The organism is Mucilaginibacter rubeus (assembly GCF_003286415.2).
GTDB lineage: Bacteria > Bacteroidota > Bacteroidia > Sphingobacteriales > Sphingobacteriaceae > Mucilaginibacter > Mucilaginibacter rubeus_A.
This window is the reverse complement of the sequence record NZ_CP043450.1, coordinates 1,566,274-1,587,113: the sequence shown is the minus strand read 5'-3', so window position 1 is coordinate 1,587,113 and position 20,840 is coordinate 1,566,274. Positions and strand designations below refer to the sequence as shown.

Sequence of the window (20,840 nt, the reverse complement as noted above, 5' to 3'; positions counted from 1 at the left end):
ACAATGGGTAACATCAATGTTTAATAATTAAGCAAAAAGGTTTAGGGCTTCCCTTAATTTAGGTTTATCATCTGAGCTATCTTTTTCAATATTCTGATGCTTTTTCATTGGCGTTAGATACTTCACATTGTTATTTTTCAGGGGTACAATTCAAAATCCGGGGATATTTCTTAATATCTCAAATCTCGTTGAAGCGTTAAAAATCAAAAAGGGTGATATCACCCTTTTTTTAGTTCAAAACGGATAATAAAATGAAATACAAGTACATTATTTTTCCTATTTTGCATTTTTTTAACACCGGTTAATAGATATAACCTATAATTAATGCAAACCTCGACTTCGACCCCACCTATACAAATTGCTATTATCGATAACCACACCTTGTTCAGGCAAGGCATGATCAGTTTACTTGGCGATTTTGAGGAGGTTACGGTTGTTTTTGATGCCGAAAATGGGGAGGATATGATCAGCAAGATCAAAAAGTTCCCCTCGCCGGATATCATATTAATGGATATCACTATGCCGGTGATGGATGGTTACGAAGCCACGGCCTGGCTAAAGACAAATCATCCGGCTATAAAGGTACTGGCACTAAGCATGTCTGACGAAGACCGCCCAATTATCAATATGCTCAGGAGCGGTGCCGTTGGCTATATGCTCAAGGAATCAAAAATAAGGGACGTGGTTCACGCAATGCAAACCATCCAAAAACATGGTTATTACCTTAATGAACTTGTAAGCGGGAAACTACTGCATACTATGCAAAATAAAAACACTCCGGCCGACAAATCGAAGGAACTCACATCAAACGAGCTCACTTTTCTGAAGCTAAGCTGTTCGGAGCTTACCTATAGGCAAATTGCTGATGAAATGAACCTGAGCCCCCACACTATCGACAATTACCGGGAATCGTTGTTTCAAAAATTCGGGCTTAAATCAAGAACGGGCATGGTACTTTTCGCTATCAAAAATCAGATCATAAGCGTTTAAGCTTATCCCCTCTTCATTAAAAAATTGTTTTGAATATGAACGGTATCACAATGATACCCAGACTGATTAAAACATAATTACGATATAGTTTGCTATTACGACTGGGATATAAGTTTATCAGCTTGTTATAACGCTGGTTATAAAATATAAGCAGGTGATTCAAAATTGCAAACGGAATAAAAAATACCAATAAGCCTGCCATAAACGCGTTTATGGCCTTATCCCTGGTCAGGTCTATAGTAAAAAGGATAGGGATATCAGTAAAAAAGCGAAGAATAAATAATAGCGTAAGCAGGTTAACACCCTGAATTAACGACATGGAGATAATGGTAAACGCTTTCCAATTACCGTCTGCCCCTTTCTTTGCCCTTTCCTGTGTAATGGCATCAACCCAGATCTTGTAATAAATGCTTAACATTTGTTTCAGATTTAGTGTGCTATATAAATACTAACCCTCCCTTACAAATAAAGTTTGTAGCAATGTTTAAGTAACTGATAATTACTGCATTCCGTCATCAACAGCAAATCGTTACGATATATCGTCATCGCAAAGTCACCAACAAACATAAATAACTCACTATCAGAGATATAAAAAACAGGCACAAGGATTGGTTAACTGGTATTGTTCTCAAGAAAATCACTTTTTCAAAATATCGTTAACCTTAAAAAATCACCTTTATGCCAAATCATTTATCAACATTCGGAGTTATTCATACGGCAATAAGCCTTGTAGGTGTTGCTGTTGGTTTTATCGCTTTATTTCAGGATGGGAAAATCGCCCCTAAAACCAAAAACGGAACGCTTTACGGCATTTTTACCGCACTGGCCTGTTTAACCTCGTTCCTGGTTATGAAAACCGGTCACCTGAGCAGCGCCCATAACCTGTCGTTCCTTATTTTGATATTGTTGCCTATTGTTTACTATGCACCGTCGTTACGCGTTTTCGGTGGCAAAGCCGATTATGTACAAACCATAGGCATGACAGCCACCTTATTCTTTTCCTTAGTGCCAGCCGTGGTTGAAACATTAACAAGGCTTCCGGTTGAACAGCCCCTGGCCGATGGCCCTGATTCGCCCATAGTAAAAACAGGACTTATGATTTTGTTAGTGCTGTTTATAATCATTATGATATTCCAGGCAATTAAACTGAAGAGCCAACGCAAAGGGTTAACACCTGCATTGTAAATAGATATCTGCCGAACCTATAATATATTAACTGTCTGGGGCCTGCCTGTTTTTACGGGCAGGCATTTTTGTTTCCCTACAATACTTCTACATCAGGCTAACCGGATCCTAAAGTTGAATTGATGCAAATAATCATAGCCAAATAATCCTAAATTTATTGAAAGCTATTCCGCGTCAAATCATCGTTAACCTATGAAAGATATCAAAAGGCGATCATTCATTAAACATACCCTACTGGCCGGTGCCAGTACTGTCCTTGCACCGCAATTATTAAGCGCTCAAGATCACGATAATCCAAAGATCATCAGCCCTGATAACACCAACCCAACATCAGGTAAAAAAGTAATTGTTGCCGGAGCCGGCATTACAGGCCTTTGCTGCGCATATGAATTAATGAAAGCCGGTCATGATGTAACTGTATTAGAGGCCGATGGCCGGTACGGCGGTCATGTTTTTACAGGAAGAGACGGCTTATCAGATGGTTTATATGCCGATTATGGTGCCGATCATATCACCAAACCGGGTTACGAAAAGTTTTTTGAATACGTTGATGCGTTTAAGCTTACAGCCCTGCCCTATCCTCATGCTGAAGGCTCGGCCGCGGCACCTAACCGCAATGGCTTACGCATGATTGGCGGTAAGTTTTATACCGATGACGAAATGAAGAGCCCCGCTGTATTAACAAAAATGGGCTTTAATGAACGGGAGGTTAAATTCCTGACCGAAAACCCGTTTTATGCACTAAGTTCCTTCTACCTGAAAAATTATAGCGGCAAGTTCACAGACCCGTATCAGCCTTTCGGTATTGGATATGACGATCTTGATAAAATTCCTGTTAGCGAACTCTATAAAAGAGAAGGGGCATCTGTTGCGGCACTCGGCTATTTAGGCGGTCAGCGGACTTCCGCTTTGTATCATCTTTGGCGGGCTTATGTTATGGAGTCGCGAGGCATTCCACTATCCGAGGGCGACACTTATCATTTAAAAGGTGGCAATGAACAACTGCCCATTGCCTTCGCTAAAAGTCTTGGAAACAGAGTGAAACTAAACCATCGGATAACAGCAATCAACCATTCGGCTACAGGCGTTACGGTAAAATACAAACCATACGGCAAAGCCGAACAGGAAATGAGTGCCGACTTCCTGGTGAATTGTATCACGCTGCCCATTTTTAAAACTATTCCACTTTCGCCGCCCCTCTCACCCGAAAAACAATATGTGGTTAACCGTACCACTTATTCATCGCACCCCTTCTATGTATTTGAGGCAAGCAGCCGTTTTTGGCTCGATGATGGTTTTAAAAGCATTAATATGGAGTTTGAGCATCCGTACATATCATCCATATGGGAAGAAACCAATGAAGTTGGCGGCGAGAAAGTCATTTTGAAAGCTTACGGCCCCGGCGGCCTCACACCACAGCAGGTACTGGATGCCTTCAGGCAGGTTTACCCGGGTAAGCATGATACTATTGAACAAGCCCTAACCAAAGACTGGACACGCGACGCATTTGCCCCTGCCTGCGAGATGGAACCATTCCCAATAGGGCAAATGCACCGTTTTTGGCCCCAGATCATGAAACCCAACGGACGAATCTATTTTGCCGGTACTTATGCCGATAATTTAAGCCGCGGAATGGAATCATGCATCCGATCGGCACAGCGGGTTGCCGGTGAAATTGATAAAGTATAAAACAAAAAAGCACCCCGGCCGGGGTGCTAAAAACAAACTATCGAACCAAACTAAATAACTTTATCTTGAAGCACCATTGAAAAAACACTTTTCAAAGGAGCTCCATTAGTATCGGCGTAGTTCAGCGTCAATTTACGGTCATCAACAACAAATGCCGAGTTCACGTAAAATTGAGCGTCAGAAGACTCAGTGCTAATGACATTACCACTCTCGCTTACCGTTTTTTTAGCGATAACTATGTTTAGGCCATCACCCTTTGTATGGAATTTACCGGTATACTGCACAGTTGTTGAATTACCATTTTTATAAGTCACATCGGCAAGCAAAAAGGTACTATCCGACGCGAAAATTAAGTAACGACCTTGCTCTCCCTCCTTTATTGGTATATACCACTGGCCAAAAAGGGATGTATTTTTCGAAGCGACATGTTGCTGGGCCTTATCTTTTTTACAGGCAGCCAGAAAGAACAAAGCCACGACCAGCAGGACAGTGGCTAATTTTCTAATTTTCAATACAGGCTTTATCATAAAGTGAAGGTTTTAATTGATATTACGATGGCTATCTGTAATTTGCGACAGTAACAACAAAAAAAGACTGCCCGAATGGGACAGTCTTTCAATATTTTAGATGAGCAGTTGATTAATCAGCCTTGCTAACCCTGCCTGAGCCGGCATAGTGTGTTTCGCCTGTTGTGGCTGTGCCTGAATATACAACGCTTCCGGAACCTGAAATACGGGCCGAAACAGTTTTGCTGGCAATAACATTGATATTTCCTGAACCGGCAATCGAAGCTTCAACAGTTTCGGTTCTTAATGATTTACCGTTGATCTCGCCCGAGCCTGAAATATGGCAATCGGCCATACCAGTACTGCCTTTAACGTCAATTGATCCGGATCCGCTGATCCTCATATCCAATGTACCTGATTTAACGGCGGTTTTGATGTTTCCTGAACCACTTAGCGCGATTTTTGCATTTTCACCGGTCATTGTCCCCTCAACAGTTGAATTGCCCGAACCGCTGTTAGCAAGGTAGTTCAGGCTTTTTGCTGTAATGTAGATATTGGCACGTTGAATATTGCGGTGATTTTTCCAGTGATCTTTAAATTCAACTTTTAATACGCCGTTTTCTACTTCGGTTTTGATATCATCAACAATATTGGCATCAACATCAAGCTTCAGGCTTTCGGTTCCGTCAATCTTAATAAATACGTTAAATGGGCCTCCGCAGGCAATACCATTGTAGCCGGATACGTTACGGCTTACAGTTTGTGCGGAAGTATTAAAGGCTACCGAAACCGTTAGTAACGAAGCCATTAGTGAGAAGATTAGTTTTTTCATGATCGCGTGTTTTGTTATATGACGCCTTTTTAATTAAAAACGTTGCACCCTCTTTGACTTTTCCACTAAGGCTCTATCGCAATATAGTTACCGAACCAGATAAAGGCGGTTTCCCCGTTTTCAGATCGATGATATAATAATAGGTGCCTGCCGGTAATTGCCGTCCGTTAAAGTTGCCATCCCATGGCACACCGTAGCCTATCGAATGGAATAATCTTTCACCGTACCTGTTAAATACATCAACTGTCGAGCTTTCGTAAGCTACCAAGCCTTTCACTTCCCAAAAATCATTGAAACCGTCGCCATTAGGGGTAAAAGTATTTGGAACAGTAATATCGGGCGACACTTTAATAATGGTCTGGCTTTGGTTAACACAGCCCCTAACATCAGTAACATAAAGCGTATAAACAATATCAGCGTCGCCGGTTAACACGGGTTCTTTTACTTTATTATTGCTCAAGCCTATATCAGGTAACCATAAGTATTGAACATTTTCATCGCTTACGGTTGGGGTTAAGGTGATGGTATGATTTTTTAGCACGTACCGTATCCCGCCAGCGTTTACGGTTGGCGGCGGAATAAATTTAACTACCATATCATCACTGGCTGTGTAGCACTGCCCCGGCGCGTTTGCGGTAAGGGTAAGTTTCACCGATCCGCTTTTGACATCCTCATCTGATGGTGTATAAACCGCTCCCTGGGCATTTTCAGCAAATTGCATTGTGCCCGTACCAGAGCTTGTCCACTTGCCACCTCCGGATATCAACACATTACCATCCAGCTTAATCGGGTCGGGGCGGGCACAAACTTCCAGATCGGGACCAGCATTTGTACCCGGTGTTTTACCGAAGTTTATGGTCATTTCTGATGTTGCAATAGTACAGTCATCTTTACTGGTAGATGTAAGCACTAATGTTACAGACCCGGCGGCTTTATCTTCGGCTGTAGGCTCATATTTTGCATTCTGTTCGTTGGCAGAAGGTAAAAACTGACCAGGGTTAGATCCTTTTTTGGACCAGACACCGGTAGTAGTGCCACCTCCTATCCTACCTGCCAATTGAATGTACTGATCGGTAACACAAGCTAAAATATTAGAACCTGCAGATGAAGTAGGCGGTTTGTTCACTACAACCTCTTTTGAAACTACAGGACTGCTGCAACCATTAACGGTGATATACAAAGAATAAGTGCCAGTCATATCGGTTGTCACATTCTTAATCTCCGGATTTTGCAGGGCCGATTTAAAACCGTTAGGGCCTGTCCAGGTATAAGTTGCATTTGGCGTGGTTGGTACATTCAATTTAATGGTACTGTTCACACATACGGGCGAGTTTGTTCTCATATCTGGTACCTGCACTTCGGGATTAACTTTTACCACGTAGGCAAATGGGGCACCATCACATTCAAATGCCGATGGTGTGATAACATAAAGCACGTTTACAGGTGACGCCCCTTTATTAACCAGTATTTCATCAATCTTGTTGCCGGTTTTATTGGTTACCGCGGCGTTGCTGATTCCTGGTACAGCAGCACGGCTCCAGGTAAACGTTGCCGACTGAACATTGGAAGTAATGGTATAATTAAGTGGCTCTCCACTACAGGCCTGACCGGAAGCGCTGCTGGTAACATTCACCGATGGATTAACTTTTACAACCCATTTAAAAGGCAAACCGGCACAGTTACTTGTTTGATAATTATAAACATAGGCAACATCAACAGGAGCATTGGTTGTATTAAACAATATCTCGCGGACAGTGCCAGCCATTTGCCCTGATACAGCCAGATTGCTGATACCGGGAACAGCATCTCTCGACCAGCTTGAACTTACACCGGGAATACTAAAAGTTATGGTGTAATTGCTGGCGGTCATATTACACAAAGTACCTGTTGGCGCACTTGTAACCTGTGGCGTAGGGTAAACCGTTACCACATAACTAAACGGCGTACCAGAGCAACCATTAGATACAGGAGTTATTAAATAAGTAACATCAACAGGATCTTTCTTAGTGTTAATTAAAGTTTCGGTTATTTGTGCCGATGTTTGACCGGATACCGCGGCATTGCTTATCCCATCTACCACCGCACGTGACCATAAAAATGTGGTGCCAGCCTGATCAGCAGTAATGGAATAACTCTGCTGCACACCACTGCAAACATTATCGGCCGAACCACTGGTAATAACCGGTAGCGGTTTAATTGTTACATCAACCTTAGTACGTTCGCTGATACAACCATTTACTACGGCCTGTACATAATAGCTTGTATTGGCAATAAGGGCAGGTGTTACGTAAGTACTTTTGACAGATAGCAAAGTTCCTCCAACCGGCGCGTCATACCACTGATATGTACCTGGCGAACCGGTAGCCGTTAAGGTAGTTTGACTGCCTTCACATGCTCCTATGCTGCTGGCTACCGGCGCTGTTGGGGGCACGTTAACCGTTACAGTTACCGCCGTCATATCGCTGGTTAGGCCGTTGGCCGTAGTATTTACATAGTACGTGGTTGTTTGCGTGAGCGCCGGGGTAATAAAGTTAGGGCCCGTCGACAACAGTGTACCGTTTTCCGCCGCATCATACCAGCGATATGTACCGCCGGGGCCTGTAGCGGATACTGTAGCGATGCTTCCCATACAGGTATTAGTGCCTGATGCAATCGGAGCCTGCAAAGTTGAACCTATGTTGATAACAACCCTGTCAAACCCTGGCCCGCAATTGCCCGGAGGATCGTTTGATGTTAAAGTAAGCGTTACTTGTTTTTCGCCTGGGGCTGGTGTATAAGTGGTAACAGGATCTGTAGCCTTAGCAAATTTGCCCAATCCACCCGACCATTTACCTCCGTTAACACCCATTATGCTACCTGTTAAATATACGATTTCTCCGGCTTTTATATTTTGGTCAAGCCCTGCTTTTACCAATGCGCCTGCCTCTATGGTTACTTTTGCAGTAGCTGAGCTACCCACGGTACCGTCCGGGTTATAAATGGTATTGGTAACTTCATAAGTACCAGGCGTTGTTTTACTTAAATTGATTTCGCCTGTTGATGTGCTGGCAAACGTCAGGCCCGAGGGTATTGCCGAAAAAGTACCGGCACTTGAAGTTGGCGGAAACATTGGTTTTGGGTTGGCCCCATACTGGCAAAACGGGCCTCCGTAGCTAAACTTGGCATCAAATATGGAAACAATTTCAACCCCGGCACTATAGGTTGACGAACATTGGCCATTCCCAGTTAGGGTAATAATATATTTACCTGGTGCACTTGCCTTAACGTCAATCTCGCCGGTATGAACATCTGCAAAAACCAAACCAGCCGGCGAAGCGCTGAAAGTACCACCCGATGGATTAGTAATTATTGGCTTAGGATTAGGGCTAAGCGGACTAAAAGTGCCTGAAGTATAAAGAAACTGCGTGTCGCCTGCCGAATTGATAGAAACCGTAACAGGTGCGCGGGTACTTAAGCAATCACCTACCCTGCTTTGAATATAGTAAGTTGTTTGTTCGGAGATGATCGGGGTGTTAAATGTACTACCGGTAAACAGTGGGCTTGCCGATGTTGGGCTTGCAAACCAAAGGATGTCTCCATCGCCGGTGGCTGTTAACCTGGCCGATGTTCCGGAACAAACCGAAGTATTAGAAGCTGTTGGAGCTGATGGTTGCGGATTTACCTTAACAGTAACCGCCGTGCGGGCACTGATACAATCATTCGAGGCACTTTCAACATAATACGTTGCATTTGCCGTCAAATTGGGCGTAACATATGTTGAGCCTGATGAGAGGATCTTACCTCCTAAAGCACTATCATACCAGGTAAAACCTGCACCGCTACCTGTCGCGGTAAGCACTACCGACCCATTATAGCAAACAGTAGTAGCAGGCACCTGGGGTGCAGCTACTTGCGGAATAACAGTTACTGGTACGGCTGTCCTGGCACTGGCACAATCACCAACAGTAGTTTGCACGTAATAAGTAGTGCTTGTTGTTAAAGCCGGTGTAGTATATCCTGCCTGCGATGACAGAAGTTTGCCCCCAGTCGGAGCATCATACCATTGATAGGTACCATTACCTGCCGAGATTGCAGTTAACGTAGCTATAGAGCCATAGCAAATTGCAGCACCATTGGCAACCGGTGCTACTATGAATGGGTTAACATTCACTTTTACCGGTGCCCGATCGCTTGTACAACCTGCCACCGAAGTATTTTCAAGATAATAAGTAGTGGTTTTGGTTAACGCCGGAGTTGTAAATTTCAATCCGGATTTTAGTAAGCGGCCACCTGTTGGTGCATCATACCATGCATATGTGCCGGTAGGATTTACAGCTGCTGTTAATGTGGCTACCGAACCATTACAAACAGTAATGGTTTGCGGTTCCGGTGCTACGGGTATTGGATTAACTGATACTGTTACCGGTACGCGCTGACTTACACAATCACCAAGTACCGTTTGCACATAGTAGGTTTTACTTGCGGTTAATACCGACGTTGTATAATCAGGGCTTGAAATAAGCGGTGTACCACCTGTTGGCACGTCAAACCATTGAAAAAAGCCTGCAGATGCGTCTGCATGTAAAGTTGCAACTGACCCCGAGCAAATGTTGGCATTTGCAGCCACCGGGGTTGGCGGCGGCGCATTAACCCAGGCTGTAACCGGCGTGGGTAAACTGGTGCATCCGTTAATTACAGCTACAACATAATAGGTGGTAGTTTTAGTTAATGGCGGTGTAACAAATGATGACCCTGTTTGCAAAGCAGTTCCCCCATCCGCCGATGCATACCAGGTATAGCTTTGCCCCCCGCTTGCCGATAGCGTAACTACTCCACCCAAACAAGTTGCGGCACTTACAACTTCAGGCCGACCGGTTATGTATACAGAAACCGGCGCGCGCGGGCTGGTACAGCCTGCAACGGTAGTTTGCACATAATAAGTGACTGATGCTGTTATTGGTGGCGTAGTAAAAGTACTTGAGCCCCCTAAAAAATTACCATCAACCGGAGCATCAAACCATTGATAATCGCCACCAGGGCCTGTAGCCGTAAGCGTTGCCGTGCTATTTTGACAAACCACCACACTTTTAGCCGTTGGAGCAGCCGGAGTATTAGCTGCAACAATGATTACACTTTTTGTAACACCCTTGCAACCGGATGTTTTATCGGTAACGGTTACCGTATAAGTACCAGATTTATTTACACTGATGGCCGACGCGGTTTCGCCTGTGCTCCACAAATAGGTATACGGCGCGGTCCCCGAAGTAGCTTCGGCTGTTAACACCACAGAACTGCCCGAACAGATGGTGGTTGACGTTGCCGTGAGATTGACATTCAAAGTGCAGTTTTGCGCTTTTGCTTTAAATGACAATAACAGGAATAATAATACTAATAAACGGTTGTTCATGAACTTTCACAAAGCCTTAAAATCAATTCACTAAATGATGAGGTTGCTAAAGCTTCTATTTGTCAAACCATTTTATATTCAGGGTAAAAAATAGTCTGGCTACCGCTATAACAATAATCAGGTGTCTTTTTATACGGTACGACTGTTCAAATTGTTCAGTTTAAATGCATCAATTATTAACTTTACAGAAAGTTTATTTCAACTTAAAACAAGCGAGCAAAAAAGGAAATAAAAATTAATCATAAAGAAATAAATTTACTACAAAGAAATCATATAGTATTTGGTAACGGGAAGGCTGGTTTGTTTGCCGCGTGGCAGGCTATACCTACTGATGAAGAATGATGTAAAATAAAAAAACTACAAAGAGCAGGTCTTGTTCCCCCGCTCTTTGTAGTTTACAAAAAAAAGCTTAATCAGATAATAGCTATTCTAAGAATTTAGCTTTAAGCGCTTTGATATCATTGTTAGTTAACCCTACCTGTGTTTTAAGATAGTTATCAACTGATCCGTATTGCTTTTTGATGGCAGTGAAGGTAGCATCAAGGTATTCTTTTTTTACAGCCACCACATCTTTAGCCACACCTTCATTCACTTTCATGAACTGAACCATTTGCTTAGCCATTTTTTCATTTTCAGCTGCGCGATAATAGTTTGAGGCTTCGTAGTCCTTCATAATGGTTTCGTACGGCACACCTAAACTATATAACAGCAGCGCAGCGCCGATGCCTGTGCGGTCTTTACCAGCAGTGCAATGAAATACCAGGCTTTTATCTTCGGGCATAGCCAGCAGTTTACCAAAAAACGGTTTATACCTGTCGGCAAGGTAAGTTGTATTGCTATAATAATCTACCATGATCGAGTCGCCATGAGTTTTACCTTTAAAGCTTTGCATCATATTGCCTACGTTATCGCTTCCCGCAGGGCATAAAACATAATCGGTATTGGGATTCATGCGGTCGGGCGCTTGTTTTGATTCCTGCGTACCACGCAAATCAACATCGTAAGCAATTTTACGTTCGGCTAACGTTGCCAGATCCTGATCGGTAAGTTTGCTCATATCGGCACTGCGGTATATTTTACCCCACTTTACATGATGTCCGTCTTTTGTAGTGTAACCACCCAGATCGCGGAAATTTACCGCTCCCTGTAATTCAACTTTGCGCTTAGCACTGTCTACTACCTGGGCGTTTACACTGCCCGCAAGGGCCACAACGGTCAATATTGATAAAACTATGTTCTTCATATCCTTTTAAATTATAAAACAGGGACACTTGTTAGTGCCCCTGTTAAAGTTTTAGTTTAGTGGTTTTTATTATTTAGTTAACCAGGTATCCTTAGTAGGATCATCGGTGCCACCAAATTGCGATGACAGCGCTGCTTTATTATTTGCCGCGTTGTATGCGCCTTCAGAGGCAGGATACAACCAGCGACGAGGGATCAGGTTGTTTGGTGTACCAATACCGCTACCACCCTGGGTAAACGCAGGTATACCTGTTCTCCTGAAGTTATAGAATGCCTCCCAGCCCGAGTTGTTAAACATAGAAATATATTTTTGGGTAAGGATCTGTGCTAAACCAGCCGCGTTATCACCTGCATAAGCAACTTTAGCCATAAATGAAGGGAGGTCTACAGTGGCTGTACCCCAGGTATCGCCTTGCTTAAGATTTTTAGGGTTAATTGAAGGCTCGGTTGATGAAATTGGGAAGGTAACAGTTAAAGACTGGCCATTAGTTAAACCGTATAATGCTAATGACGCATTAATACCGTTGTTATACCAGGTTGAGGTGCTGCCTGTAGCCCATCCCCTGTTGATACCTTCGGCAATGTTAAAGCACATTTCAGAGTACCCGATAAATACAAACGGCTCGGCATTGGCACCGGTTGCCGAAACATAGTAACGGGTGTAGTTGCTGAATGAATAAACACCGTTATTTGAGTTGGTCAACAAGGCTGGTTGCGCCTGGTTTATATCAGAACCAACGTAGGCCGAGAAATCGCCGATAGCTTTACCACCGCTGATCTGTAATGGAGCAGGTGTTGAAGTCACGAACAAACGCGGATCTGATGTTGAAGTTTCGATATTGATATAAGTACTGCCTGGGTTAGCAAAATTATTGTAAGGGTTTAAGCCCAGTGAAAAAGTTGAATAACGGTTAACCGCGTTGAAACGATAAACCAGGTTATCACCATTGCCGGTCATAAGCGGATACTTGGTTGAGTTACCCAATATAGCTGCAAACTGTTGAGGAATCTGCAAATCGGTATTATCGGTAGCACGTTTGCTTAAGCTGATCAGGATACGCAAACGGTAAGCATTGATCACCTTTTGCCATTGCTGATAGGTAAGGCCAAAAATATCGCCGCTATTAGCATCAATAGCGGTATTGGCAAGGCTTGGGTTAGCGGTTACCAATGCACCAATTAATGTATTAGCAGTTTCCAGTTGAGCAAGTGCTGCCTTATAAACATCATGCTGTGTATCATATTTAGGAGTAAGGTTAGACGGATCACCTGCTTGTGAAAACGGAATGTCCCCTACCCTTTGGCTTAACCAAACACCTGAATAGGCTTTAAAAAACTCGCCCAAAGCATAGTATTTATTGGTTTGATTACCTAACTGAGCTGTAGCCTGTTGCTCAAGTTTCAAAGCATACTTTAATATATCGTAACTATCGGCACTGTTACCTAAGTTATAGGTGTTGGTACCCCTGTAGTACGAATAGTTAGCAACAATGTATTGATCGGCAACAGAAGTATAACCAAAAGGCTGCTCATCGCTGCGGATCAATGTTGCGGTAAGGTGGTTCAGCAATAATGACAAAGGCACTATTGAGCTGGAGCCTGCCACGTTGGGGTTATTGATCAAATCCCCTTTCTGACAGCTGGTTATCGATACCATGCCCATTGTTAACAACAAGGCGAATGGGATTAATGATTTTATTTTCATAAATTTTCTTTAAATCAATGTGATAATTAGAATGTTAAATGGAGGTTGAAACCAAAGCGACGGGCTGTTGGGCTTTCAAGGTCGCTTCCACCATTTCCACCAACCAAACTACGATCTGACGCGTTGTAGCCTGATGCAAACTGGTCAAGGTCAATATCTTTACGTGCTGCAAAATAAAGCAAGTTTCTACCTACTACTGAGAAAGTTACTTTCTTGATAAATGAGCCTCTTAAGATGCTTGCAGGTAATGAATAGCCAATGCTTGCCTCACGTAATTTTGCATATGAACGGCTGATCATGTAGTATTCATCAAAATTACCACCGATACCACTTGATACATAGCTCTGTACTGTTACAGGAATGGTATTAGGAGCAAAAGTCAGGTCTTTTAAGTTAGCTATCTGGCCACCAACAAATACTGGCGTACCGCTTACAATGTGAACGCCCGGACCAACATATGATGGAGTTGCACCTACAGTACCTTCTTTAGTGCTGTTCCACTCAGCTAAACGGGCTGCACCAAATGCGCCGGTTGCAGTTTCCAGGTCGGTACCACCGTTCATTGCCTGGTAGTAAGTTCTGTCATAAATTTTACCACCTATACGGCCATCAAACTGGAAGCTTAAGATAAAGCCTTTGTAAGTGAATGTATTGGTGATACCAAAAGAGAAATCAGGATTAGCATAACCTAATAAGCCCTGGTTGCTTATACCACCTGGTGAAGTTAACGGTACACCACCTGATACTTTACCGCTTGCATCAACCGAATAAGTGTTAACGATATTACCATTACCATCTCTTACAAATTTGGTACCGTAGATAGCGTCTGGCCTGTCGCCAACAACATAGTTATGGTTGTTTTGCTGTAGGGTAGATACGCCCGGATAAATTGATTTAATAGTTTCTTTGTAAGTTGAGTAGTTTACGTTAACATCCCAGTTAAGGCCGTTAGGATTTTTCAATACAGAACCCATCAACTCAATCTCAAAACCTCTTTTACGGGTAGTTACACCGTTCACCAATTGGTTTGTGTTACCAGTTGAAGTAGCTACACCCAATGGGAAAATGTTAGGACCGTTCTCGGTAGTAAAGTAAGTACCGTTTAAACCTAAACGGTTTCCTAAGAATTTGGCGTCAAAACCAGCTTCGTATGATTTAACATCGAAAGGTTTGATTTTGTCGTTTGAGATTGTATTTGATAAAGTAACCGAAGGCGTACCGTTGTAGAAAGTTCCGGTAGCGATAGGAGAAGCATTCAGGTAAGTTGGACCGTTGTATGGAGTATATAACTCGGTACCGTAACCTAATAATCCGGTAACCGGTTTTGAGTTCCAGCCAGTACCTAATGCGGTTGAATTTAAAGCATTATATGAAGTACCGATGGTTGGTGAAGTTAAACCACCTTTTACGTCGGCAAATGAACCGCGTACTTTTAAAAATGAGATAAACTCAGGCAATTTAATATAATCGCCAACTACACTACTGATAGCTACTGACGGATAGAAGAACGTGTTGTTACCTGAAGGTAAGGTTGACAGGTGGTCTACACGGTTTGTAGTATTAATGCTGAAGTAGTTTTTGTAACCAAAATCAAACGAGTAGTAACCGCTGTATACCTGCATTTTTGAATCAAAATTGTAGATATAAGGTTTACCGGCAGAGTTGTTAAGGTTATATACACCCGGCAAGGCCAACACCTGAGTTGTACCCCAGTCAGATTTGTATGAGAATGACCTTGCATTACCACCTAATAAACCAGAGATATTCCAGTCACCAAATTTGTGGTTGTAAGTAAAGGTAAGGTCGGTATTGTTATCTAACAGGTTACGGTCGTCCTGCCTGTAATCGCCATACCAGCCAAAAGTATACCATGAAAGGTATTGGTTAAGGTTGGCGCCTGCAGGTACCTGCTCCGTATTTTGCTCATCATAGGTATTCAAAGCTTCGCGTAAGCTAACGTTCAAATCCTGAGTGATTTTGTAGCTAAGCTTTAATGATCCGTAAATAGTTTGTTTGGTTCTGCCTTTAAGCCATTTATCGGCGATAAAGTAAGGGTTATTCAGACGACCATATTCCTGAGCATACTGCTGCAAACCAGGAACACCCTGTGGACCCTGGTAGATATTTTTTAGCGCGTTTACATCATAATCTGCAGAGCCGTATACCTTAAACATGTATACATAACTTTGAGGGCTATAATCAACGTCAGGAATGTTTGGAGAATATAACTGGTTAAGGTTCAAATCACCTTCAACACGCAGTTTTGGGGTAATATCGTAACCCGCAGCTATTTTAAAGTTGTCGATATTTAATTTAGTGTTAGGAAAATCACCTTTTTGATAAGTATGGCCATAAGAAATGTGCATATCATAGTTTGATCCGCTGGCCGCGATTGATAATGAGTTGGTACTGGTAACACCGGTTTGCACAAAATTTTCAAAGTTTTTTGCACCACGTGCTACCCAAGGTGTTTTTTGCCTGATACCTGTTGCAGGATCATAAGGGCTGTCATATTGTTGTGTTTGGAAAACGCCATCAAAACGAGGGCCCCACTCAGGCAAACGCTGCGTGTTATCATATAATACGTTACCGTAAGTATAGGCAAAGTTACTACCACGACCATACTCGGTTTGGCTTTTTGGCAATACCAGGAAGCCTTTTTCCAGCTCGGTAGTACTGTTGAAATCAACCTGCCAGCCTTTTTTATCTTTTGAACCTCTTTTGGTAGTGATGATGATAGCACCGTTGATACCGCGGAAACCATACAGAGCTGCCGCGTTAGGGCCTTTCAGTACGGTGTAAGTTTCAACGTCATCGGCATTGTAATCATATGTATCGGAGTTTACCGGCTCGCCGTCAACTACATATAATACGTCTTTACTACCACGTAATACCACTGTTGGAGCACCTGCAAATTCAGCATTCGCACCAATACTTAAACCGGCAATTTTACCAGACAGTGAGTTTAAAGGGTTTGCGTCACGCGCTGTTGTCATCGCGTCACCTCTAACCTGTGATTGTGAATAACCTAATTTTTGAAACTCTTTTTTAACGCCCAGGGCTGTTACCACAACCTCAGATAAAGCTTTGGTATCAGATTTTAAGTTAACAGAAATATAAACTTCTGTACCTATTACTACTTCCTGGGTAGTAAAACCGATAGTATGGAAAACAAGCGTTTGACCTTTGCTTGCTGATATGGTAAAACGACCACCTTCGTTGGTAAGGCCGCCTTGTTTGGTGTCTTTAATTGTCACGCTTACACCCGGAAGCGGCTGATTGTTATCGTCTAAAACGATACCCCTGATTGTTAAGGTTTGAGCTTGCAGGCTACTATAAGTAAACATGCAAACTATCATAACCAGCAGCAATCGTGAAATTTTAAGTAAATTTTGTTTCATTGCAATACAGTTAGTTTGAAACAAAACTACCCGGGCAGTATTAAGAAAGGATTTTCATATTAATAAGATAGGAATAAGGATTTATGAAGAAATGTATTTTTCAGGGGCATTTCACCACTTAATGTTAAATATTCCTTAATTCTTTTAACATTAGTATATTTTGGCACACACACAACATAACCAACTCAAAACCAAACAATAACAAAAAGAGCCGAAATCTTTCTGATCAGATTCCGGCTCTTTTCTTTATACTTTATACCAGCTTTCGCAAAGGTTAATTAAAGCCTGAAATTAAGCGATATATAAGGATACCATCCCTCGCTTGAATGGCCTGCCAATATTTGCAGCACCGTTAAGCTGGCCGGGGCAAAATACAAACCGCCACCGGTACCGGTATGCCATTTATCTGAGTGCTCGTCCTCTATCCAAACGCGGCCTGCATCATAAAAGCCTACCAAACCTAACTGGCCAGGTATAATATAGCTGGCAATGTCTGCAAGTTTAATACGTCCCTGCAAATTGTTAAACACCATGTGCTTACCCGCGAAACGGTTTTGCAGGTAGCCGAGCAAGTTACCCTGTCCGCCCAAAAACATAGATTGATAGAAGGCCGGCTTACCAAAGCTCACACCACCGCCAACACGGTCAGATAATACGATGGCCCCACCCGGAGTTAATTTTTGGTAATAAGTAAACTCAGGCCTGATCTGTACAAATGATTTAGAGTAACTGTTTAACCCTTCATAACCTTGTACCGTTACAGTAAAATAATACCCCTTTGTGGGCAGGATATTATTATCACGCTGGTTTGTAGTATAATTTATCAGCGCACCAAGGTGTGCTTTATCTTTTCCAACTGTTAAGCTATCGTAAGATTTAATGAGCGATGTTTGGTTAATAAAGCGTCCGGTATTTTGTGATAGATCAAGATGATAAAACTGAAACGAAGGGCCTACACTGATATCACTGTTTTTGCCGGTATGCCAGCGTAAAGCCGGATCAAACTGGTAAATATCATACCGTGTACGGTAATAAGTGCGATAACCCGGAAATTTACTCAGGGCGCTTTCATTACCCAGACCAAAAAAGTTTACTGTATTATCCGGAGACTGGATATTGGCCTGCATGGTAAAATCGGCTTTACCAATGGCATCTATCCACTCGCCCCTATATTTGATCCTGAAGGCATCTGTAGCAAACGAATGCGTGATCATAACCTGCTGCAACGTTGAGTAAGGAAGTTTACGGAACCCGTCGTGCCCTGTGTATTGAAAACCGAGACCAAGTAAAAAGCCATCATCCTTATTTAAAGCTGCTGTTGCAAGCGGCATCCATACATTATATAAGTTGGTTGGCAAAAACTGTGTATTTGAGGTATCGTTTGATAGATGCCTGCTCAACTTATTAACATCACCGGTAAAATTGGTACTGTCTTTACGCCCGTAAAATTTAATTGTATTTACAGATTGCTTAACCTCAACTGTTTTGCTTCCTATGCTATCAATAAGCCGCAACTTAATTGGCGAACTGGTATTATTAATAACGACGTGGTCGTCTCCGGCCGAAACGTATAACCTTATTTCTTTGGTAATTTCCGGCTTATATACCATATCCATAAACTGATCTTTGGTTTCGCCATCCTTGTTCAGTTTATTAATAGTTATACGCATTGCTTTATCAGGAGCATCTGCAACAGTTATCAGCTCACTTTTATCCGTAGTACGGATATCCACAATCCGGTTTATAAACTTATAATACTCACTCATTGCTGCCGGGATGTTATCGCGACGTTTTTTCATTATGGCCAGAAGTTCGTCATGCCTGAATTTATAGCTTTCTGCAGGCAGGCGTTTCAAACTCTCTTCAAGTACCGCGTCAGTTTCGGCTTTAACAAATTCGTTGGCAATCTGCATCCAGCGCTCATAGCTTATTTGCGCATCCGGATACTGCTTCATGAAACGTGTTTTGAAAAGAGAAAATTTCACCCTCGGAATATCTCCGGTGAAATTCTCAAGCAAGGGATCTATCCAAGGCAACGCAGCAATACTCGGAAATACGCCTTGCGTAACGTGAAATACCTGGTCGCGATCGCGAGGTACAGCGGTATAAGTTTTCCCTTTACCATTTTTAGTATCGGCCCAGCGCCATTGATCTTCGTGCCTGTCCCAATCGCCCATTAACAGATCAAGCATCCGGGCACGCAAAAACGTTTCGCCGTCAAGCCTGTTATCATAGCTTTTAAGTAATTGCCCTTCCATTTTTAAAGTATTGTCAGAGGAACCGGTGGGTTCGCGCTCCTCTATTAAACATACCGTTCCAACAAATAACCTACTATATTGTCCAAGTGCGGGATCTTCGGCCACAACACCTATAATTGGGTTGGCATGAGGTACACGCGCCGCTTCGGCAAGGGGCGGTACTATTAATGCAGAGTACGGATGCTGGCCGCTAAACTCATCACCAACCCAATCAACCGCAAATGTTCCCTGTAAGTTTTCGGGCAGCAGCTTATCAGGTGTTTTTTCAACGCTGCGCAATACCCACTCGCGGCCGGTTTTATCTTCCAGCCTTAATGATTTGGATTCCATTCCTCCGCCCTGCTTTATCGGGCTTAATCCACCGTTCACCTGCGATAACCTGATGATGGGCAGCTTCACTTTCATGGCCCAGTCTTTACGATAATTTTCACCAAACAACCAACGATGGATACCACTAACATCATCGTATGAGGCATGAACACTAACAACTGTGCTATCCGGAAATTTTTGCCAGGCCGATGTCGCGATAGCCTGTGCATTTGCGTACACCGCCGAGCCTGTAAGGAATAAAAAGGTAAGTATCTTTTTTGTCATGAGGTAATGTGTTTAAGATGTAGGAACTTAAATATTATAAGCTGTTTACAAGATACGTACCAAACACGCAACTATCTATATAGCAACATATTAACAAACAGCGAAACAGTATAAGTGGCGATATATCGTTATTTAAAAAGGCACGAACCTAAATAAACAACAACTATTCTTAAATAACAGCTTTCAGCTACTGGCCATTGACATCCAATATTTCGATAAAAATAATCAATCCTTGAGTATTTTGCACACCGGCCCATAAGTTATGCCCTTAACTACTGATATTGAAGATCAAATATTTTCTGACAATTAAAATTCTGCTTGATCTATATTTTATTAGTTTTATGCCCGGCACTCCTTATATACTATGATCCGCAACGATAAATCGCCCCATATCCTTAACGCTGCATCAAATTTGCTGGGCTTATGTTTTGTAGTACTTACTTCATTAAAATTCCTGAAACTCTCCGAACGTACTTATATTGATGAAACGGTAACCGTAGCACTTGTTTTCTTTATGCTGAGCTGTATCCTTTCATTCCTTTCCATCAGGGGGAACATTAAACAGGGAGGGCGTACAGAAGCCGTAGCCGATTATCTTTTTCTTGGCGGGATGATTGTGTTATTTATTACCGCTATGCTCATTATATTTAAGATAATGGTTTAACCAATCTTTATAATCAGATTGCCGTTAAATAAGATTGCAGGATCACGCTCATCATTTGCATAAATACAGATACCTTGCCGGCATAAAACCCTTTATTTTTAGGTACGGATTTTTTCAATGGCAAAACCAGTAAAATTAGCTTTTCTAACAGTCGAAAAACACTTTGTAAGAAAAATTTTGCAATAATGTAAACTTGATTGTAACTTGTATTTCAGTTAACCCTACTGCATTTCTGATATTTTATTGTTTCTCTCCTGCGTTATAACGCTCTGTTTAAAGCAATTAACAGCGCGTAACGTTTGTTAATAAATAATTTACTGCATGTCACGGCTTAACGATTTGATAACTTTGGGTTCTCATTATTTAAAAATTGCCCTCCTACATTTAT

General features: G+C 42.4%; 12 protein-coding genes. 4 read left to right on the top strand and 8 right to left on the bottom strand.

Features of this window, described 5'->3' with window-relative positions; all coding sequences use genetic code 11:
• The first annotated feature begins 324 nt into the window (after nucleotides 1-324).
• A complete protein-coding gene (locus DEO27_RS06465) occupies nucleotides 325-990 on the top strand; it encodes a response regulator transcription factor (protein WP_112571972.1) in 666 nt (221 codons plus the stop codon).
• A 16-nt stretch (nucleotides 991-1,006) separates the two neighbouring features.
• On the opposite strand, the gene DEO27_RS06460 is transcribed toward DEO27_RS06465, so the two are convergent.
• Entirely contained in the window at nucleotides 1,007-1,408 is a 402-nt protein-coding gene (locus DEO27_RS06460) for a hypothetical protein (protein WP_112571974.1), read from the bottom strand.
• Between the two features lie 260 nt (nucleotides 1,409-1,668).
• Here DEO27_RS06460 and DEO27_RS06455 point away from each other — a divergent pair, with 260 nt between their 5' ends.
• Nucleotides 1,669-2,175: a hypothetical protein gene (locus tag DEO27_RS06455; RefSeq protein WP_112571976.1), complete on the top strand. Its 507-nt coding sequence runs from the start codon at nucleotides 1,669-1,671 to the stop codon at nucleotides 2,173-2,175.
• A 192-nt stretch (nucleotides 2,176-2,367) separates the two neighbouring features.
• Nucleotides 2,368-3,864, top strand: coding sequence for a flavin monoamine oxidase family protein (locus DEO27_RS06450; RefSeq protein ID WP_112571978.1), 1,497 nt, complete (start codon nucleotides 2,368-2,370; stop codon nucleotides 3,862-3,864).
• A 50-nt stretch (nucleotides 3,865-3,914) separates the two neighbouring features.
• Here the strand turns inward: DEO27_RS06450 and DEO27_RS06445 are convergent, their stop codons facing one another.
• From DEO27_RS06445 to DEO27_RS06415, 7 genes are all read right to left on the bottom strand, one after another.
• Entirely contained in the window at nucleotides 3,915-4,391 is a 477-nt protein-coding gene (locus DEO27_RS06445) for a hypothetical protein (protein ID WP_112571980.1), read from the bottom strand.
• Between the two features lie 112 nt (nucleotides 4,392-4,503).
• A complete protein-coding gene (locus DEO27_RS06440; protein ID WP_112571982.1) occupies nucleotides 4,504-5,202 on the bottom strand; it encodes a head GIN domain-containing protein in 699 nt (232 codons plus the stop codon).
• A 73-nt stretch (nucleotides 5,203-5,275) separates the two neighbouring features.
• On the bottom strand, nucleotides 5,276-10,588 hold the full coding sequence (locus tag DEO27_RS06435) for a PKD-like domain-containing protein (protein WP_112571984.1): 5,313 nt from the start codon (nucleotides 10,586-10,588) through the stop codon (nucleotides 5,276-5,278).
• A 424-nt stretch (nucleotides 10,589-11,012) separates the two neighbouring features.
• A complete protein-coding gene (locus DEO27_RS06430) occupies nucleotides 11,013-11,831 on the bottom strand; it encodes a tyrosine-protein phosphatase (protein WP_112571986.1) in 819 nt (272 codons plus the stop codon).
• 69 nt (nucleotides 11,832-11,900) lie between these two features.
• Nucleotides 11,901-13,535, bottom strand: coding sequence for a SusD/RagB family nutrient-binding outer membrane lipoprotein (locus tag DEO27_RS06425; protein WP_112571988.1), 1,635 nt, complete (start codon nucleotides 13,533-13,535; stop codon nucleotides 11,901-11,903).
• 26 nt (nucleotides 13,536-13,561) lie between these two features.
• The gene (locus DEO27_RS06420) at nucleotides 13,562-16,936 is read right to left on the bottom strand and encodes a SusC/RagA family TonB-linked outer membrane protein (protein WP_112571990.1); all 3,375 of its coding nucleotides are present in this window, start codon (nucleotides 16,934-16,936) and stop codon (nucleotides 13,562-13,564) included.
• Nucleotides 16,937-17,214: 278 nt separating this feature from the next.
• Nucleotides 17,215-19,788: a BamA/TamA family outer membrane protein gene (locus DEO27_RS06415; protein WP_112571992.1), complete on the bottom strand. Its 2,574-nt coding sequence runs from the start codon at nucleotides 19,786-19,788 to the stop codon at nucleotides 17,215-17,217.
• A 364-nt stretch (nucleotides 19,789-20,152) separates the two neighbouring features.
• Between DEO27_RS06415 and DEO27_RS06410 the strand changes: the two genes are divergently transcribed.
• Nucleotides 20,153-20,452 (top strand): hypothetical protein, encoded by a 300-nt coding sequence (locus DEO27_RS06410; RefSeq protein ID WP_223818175.1) that lies wholly within the window; start codon nucleotides 20,153-20,155, stop codon nucleotides 20,450-20,452.
• Nucleotides 20,453-20,840 lie beyond the last annotated feature (388 nt).

What these genes read in the sequence shown, in the direction of transcription:
- DEO27_RS06465 (WP_112571972.1), top strand. Translation starts at nt 325, where the DNA reads ATGCAAACCTCGACTTCGACCCCACCTATACAAATTGCTATTATCGAT.
- DEO27_RS06460 (WP_112571974.1), bottom strand. Translation starts at nt 1,408, where the DNA reads ATGTTAAGCATTTATTACAAGATCTGGGTTGATGCCATTACACAGGAA.
- DEO27_RS06455 (WP_112571976.1), top strand. Translation starts at nt 1,669, where the DNA reads ATGCCAAATCATTTATCAACATTCGGAGTTATTCATACGGCAATAAGC.
- DEO27_RS06450 (WP_112571978.1), top strand. Translation starts at nt 2,368, where the DNA reads ATGAAAGATATCAAAAGGCGATCATTCATTAAACATACCCTACTGGCC.
- DEO27_RS06445 (WP_112571980.1), bottom strand. Translation starts at nt 4,391, where the DNA reads ATGATAAAGCCTGTATTGAAAATTAGAAAATTAGCCACTGTCCTGCTG.
- DEO27_RS06440 (WP_112571982.1), bottom strand. Translation starts at nt 5,202, where the DNA reads ATGAAAAAACTAATCTTCTCACTAATGGCTTCGTTACTAACGGTTTCG.
- DEO27_RS06435 (WP_112571984.1), bottom strand. Translation starts at nt 10,588, where the DNA reads ATGAACAACCGTTTATTAGTATTATTATTCCTGTTATTGTCATTTAAA.
- DEO27_RS06430 (WP_112571986.1), bottom strand. Translation starts at nt 11,831, where the DNA reads ATGAAGAACATAGTTTTATCAATATTGACCGTTGTGGCCCTTGCGGGC.
- DEO27_RS06425 (WP_112571988.1), bottom strand. Translation starts at nt 13,535, where the DNA reads ATGAAAATAAAATCATTAATCCCATTCGCCTTGTTGTTAACAATGGGC.
- DEO27_RS06420 (WP_112571990.1), bottom strand. Translation starts at nt 16,936, where the DNA reads ATGAAACAAAATTTACTTAAAATTTCACGATTGCTGCTGGTTATGATA.
- DEO27_RS06415 (WP_112571992.1), bottom strand. Translation starts at nt 19,788, where the DNA reads ATGACAAAAAAGATACTTACCTTTTTATTCCTTACAGGCTCGGCGGTG.
- DEO27_RS06410 (WP_223818175.1), top strand. Translation starts at nt 20,153, where the DNA reads ATGATCCGCAACGATAAATCGCCCCATATCCTTAACGCTGCATCAAAT.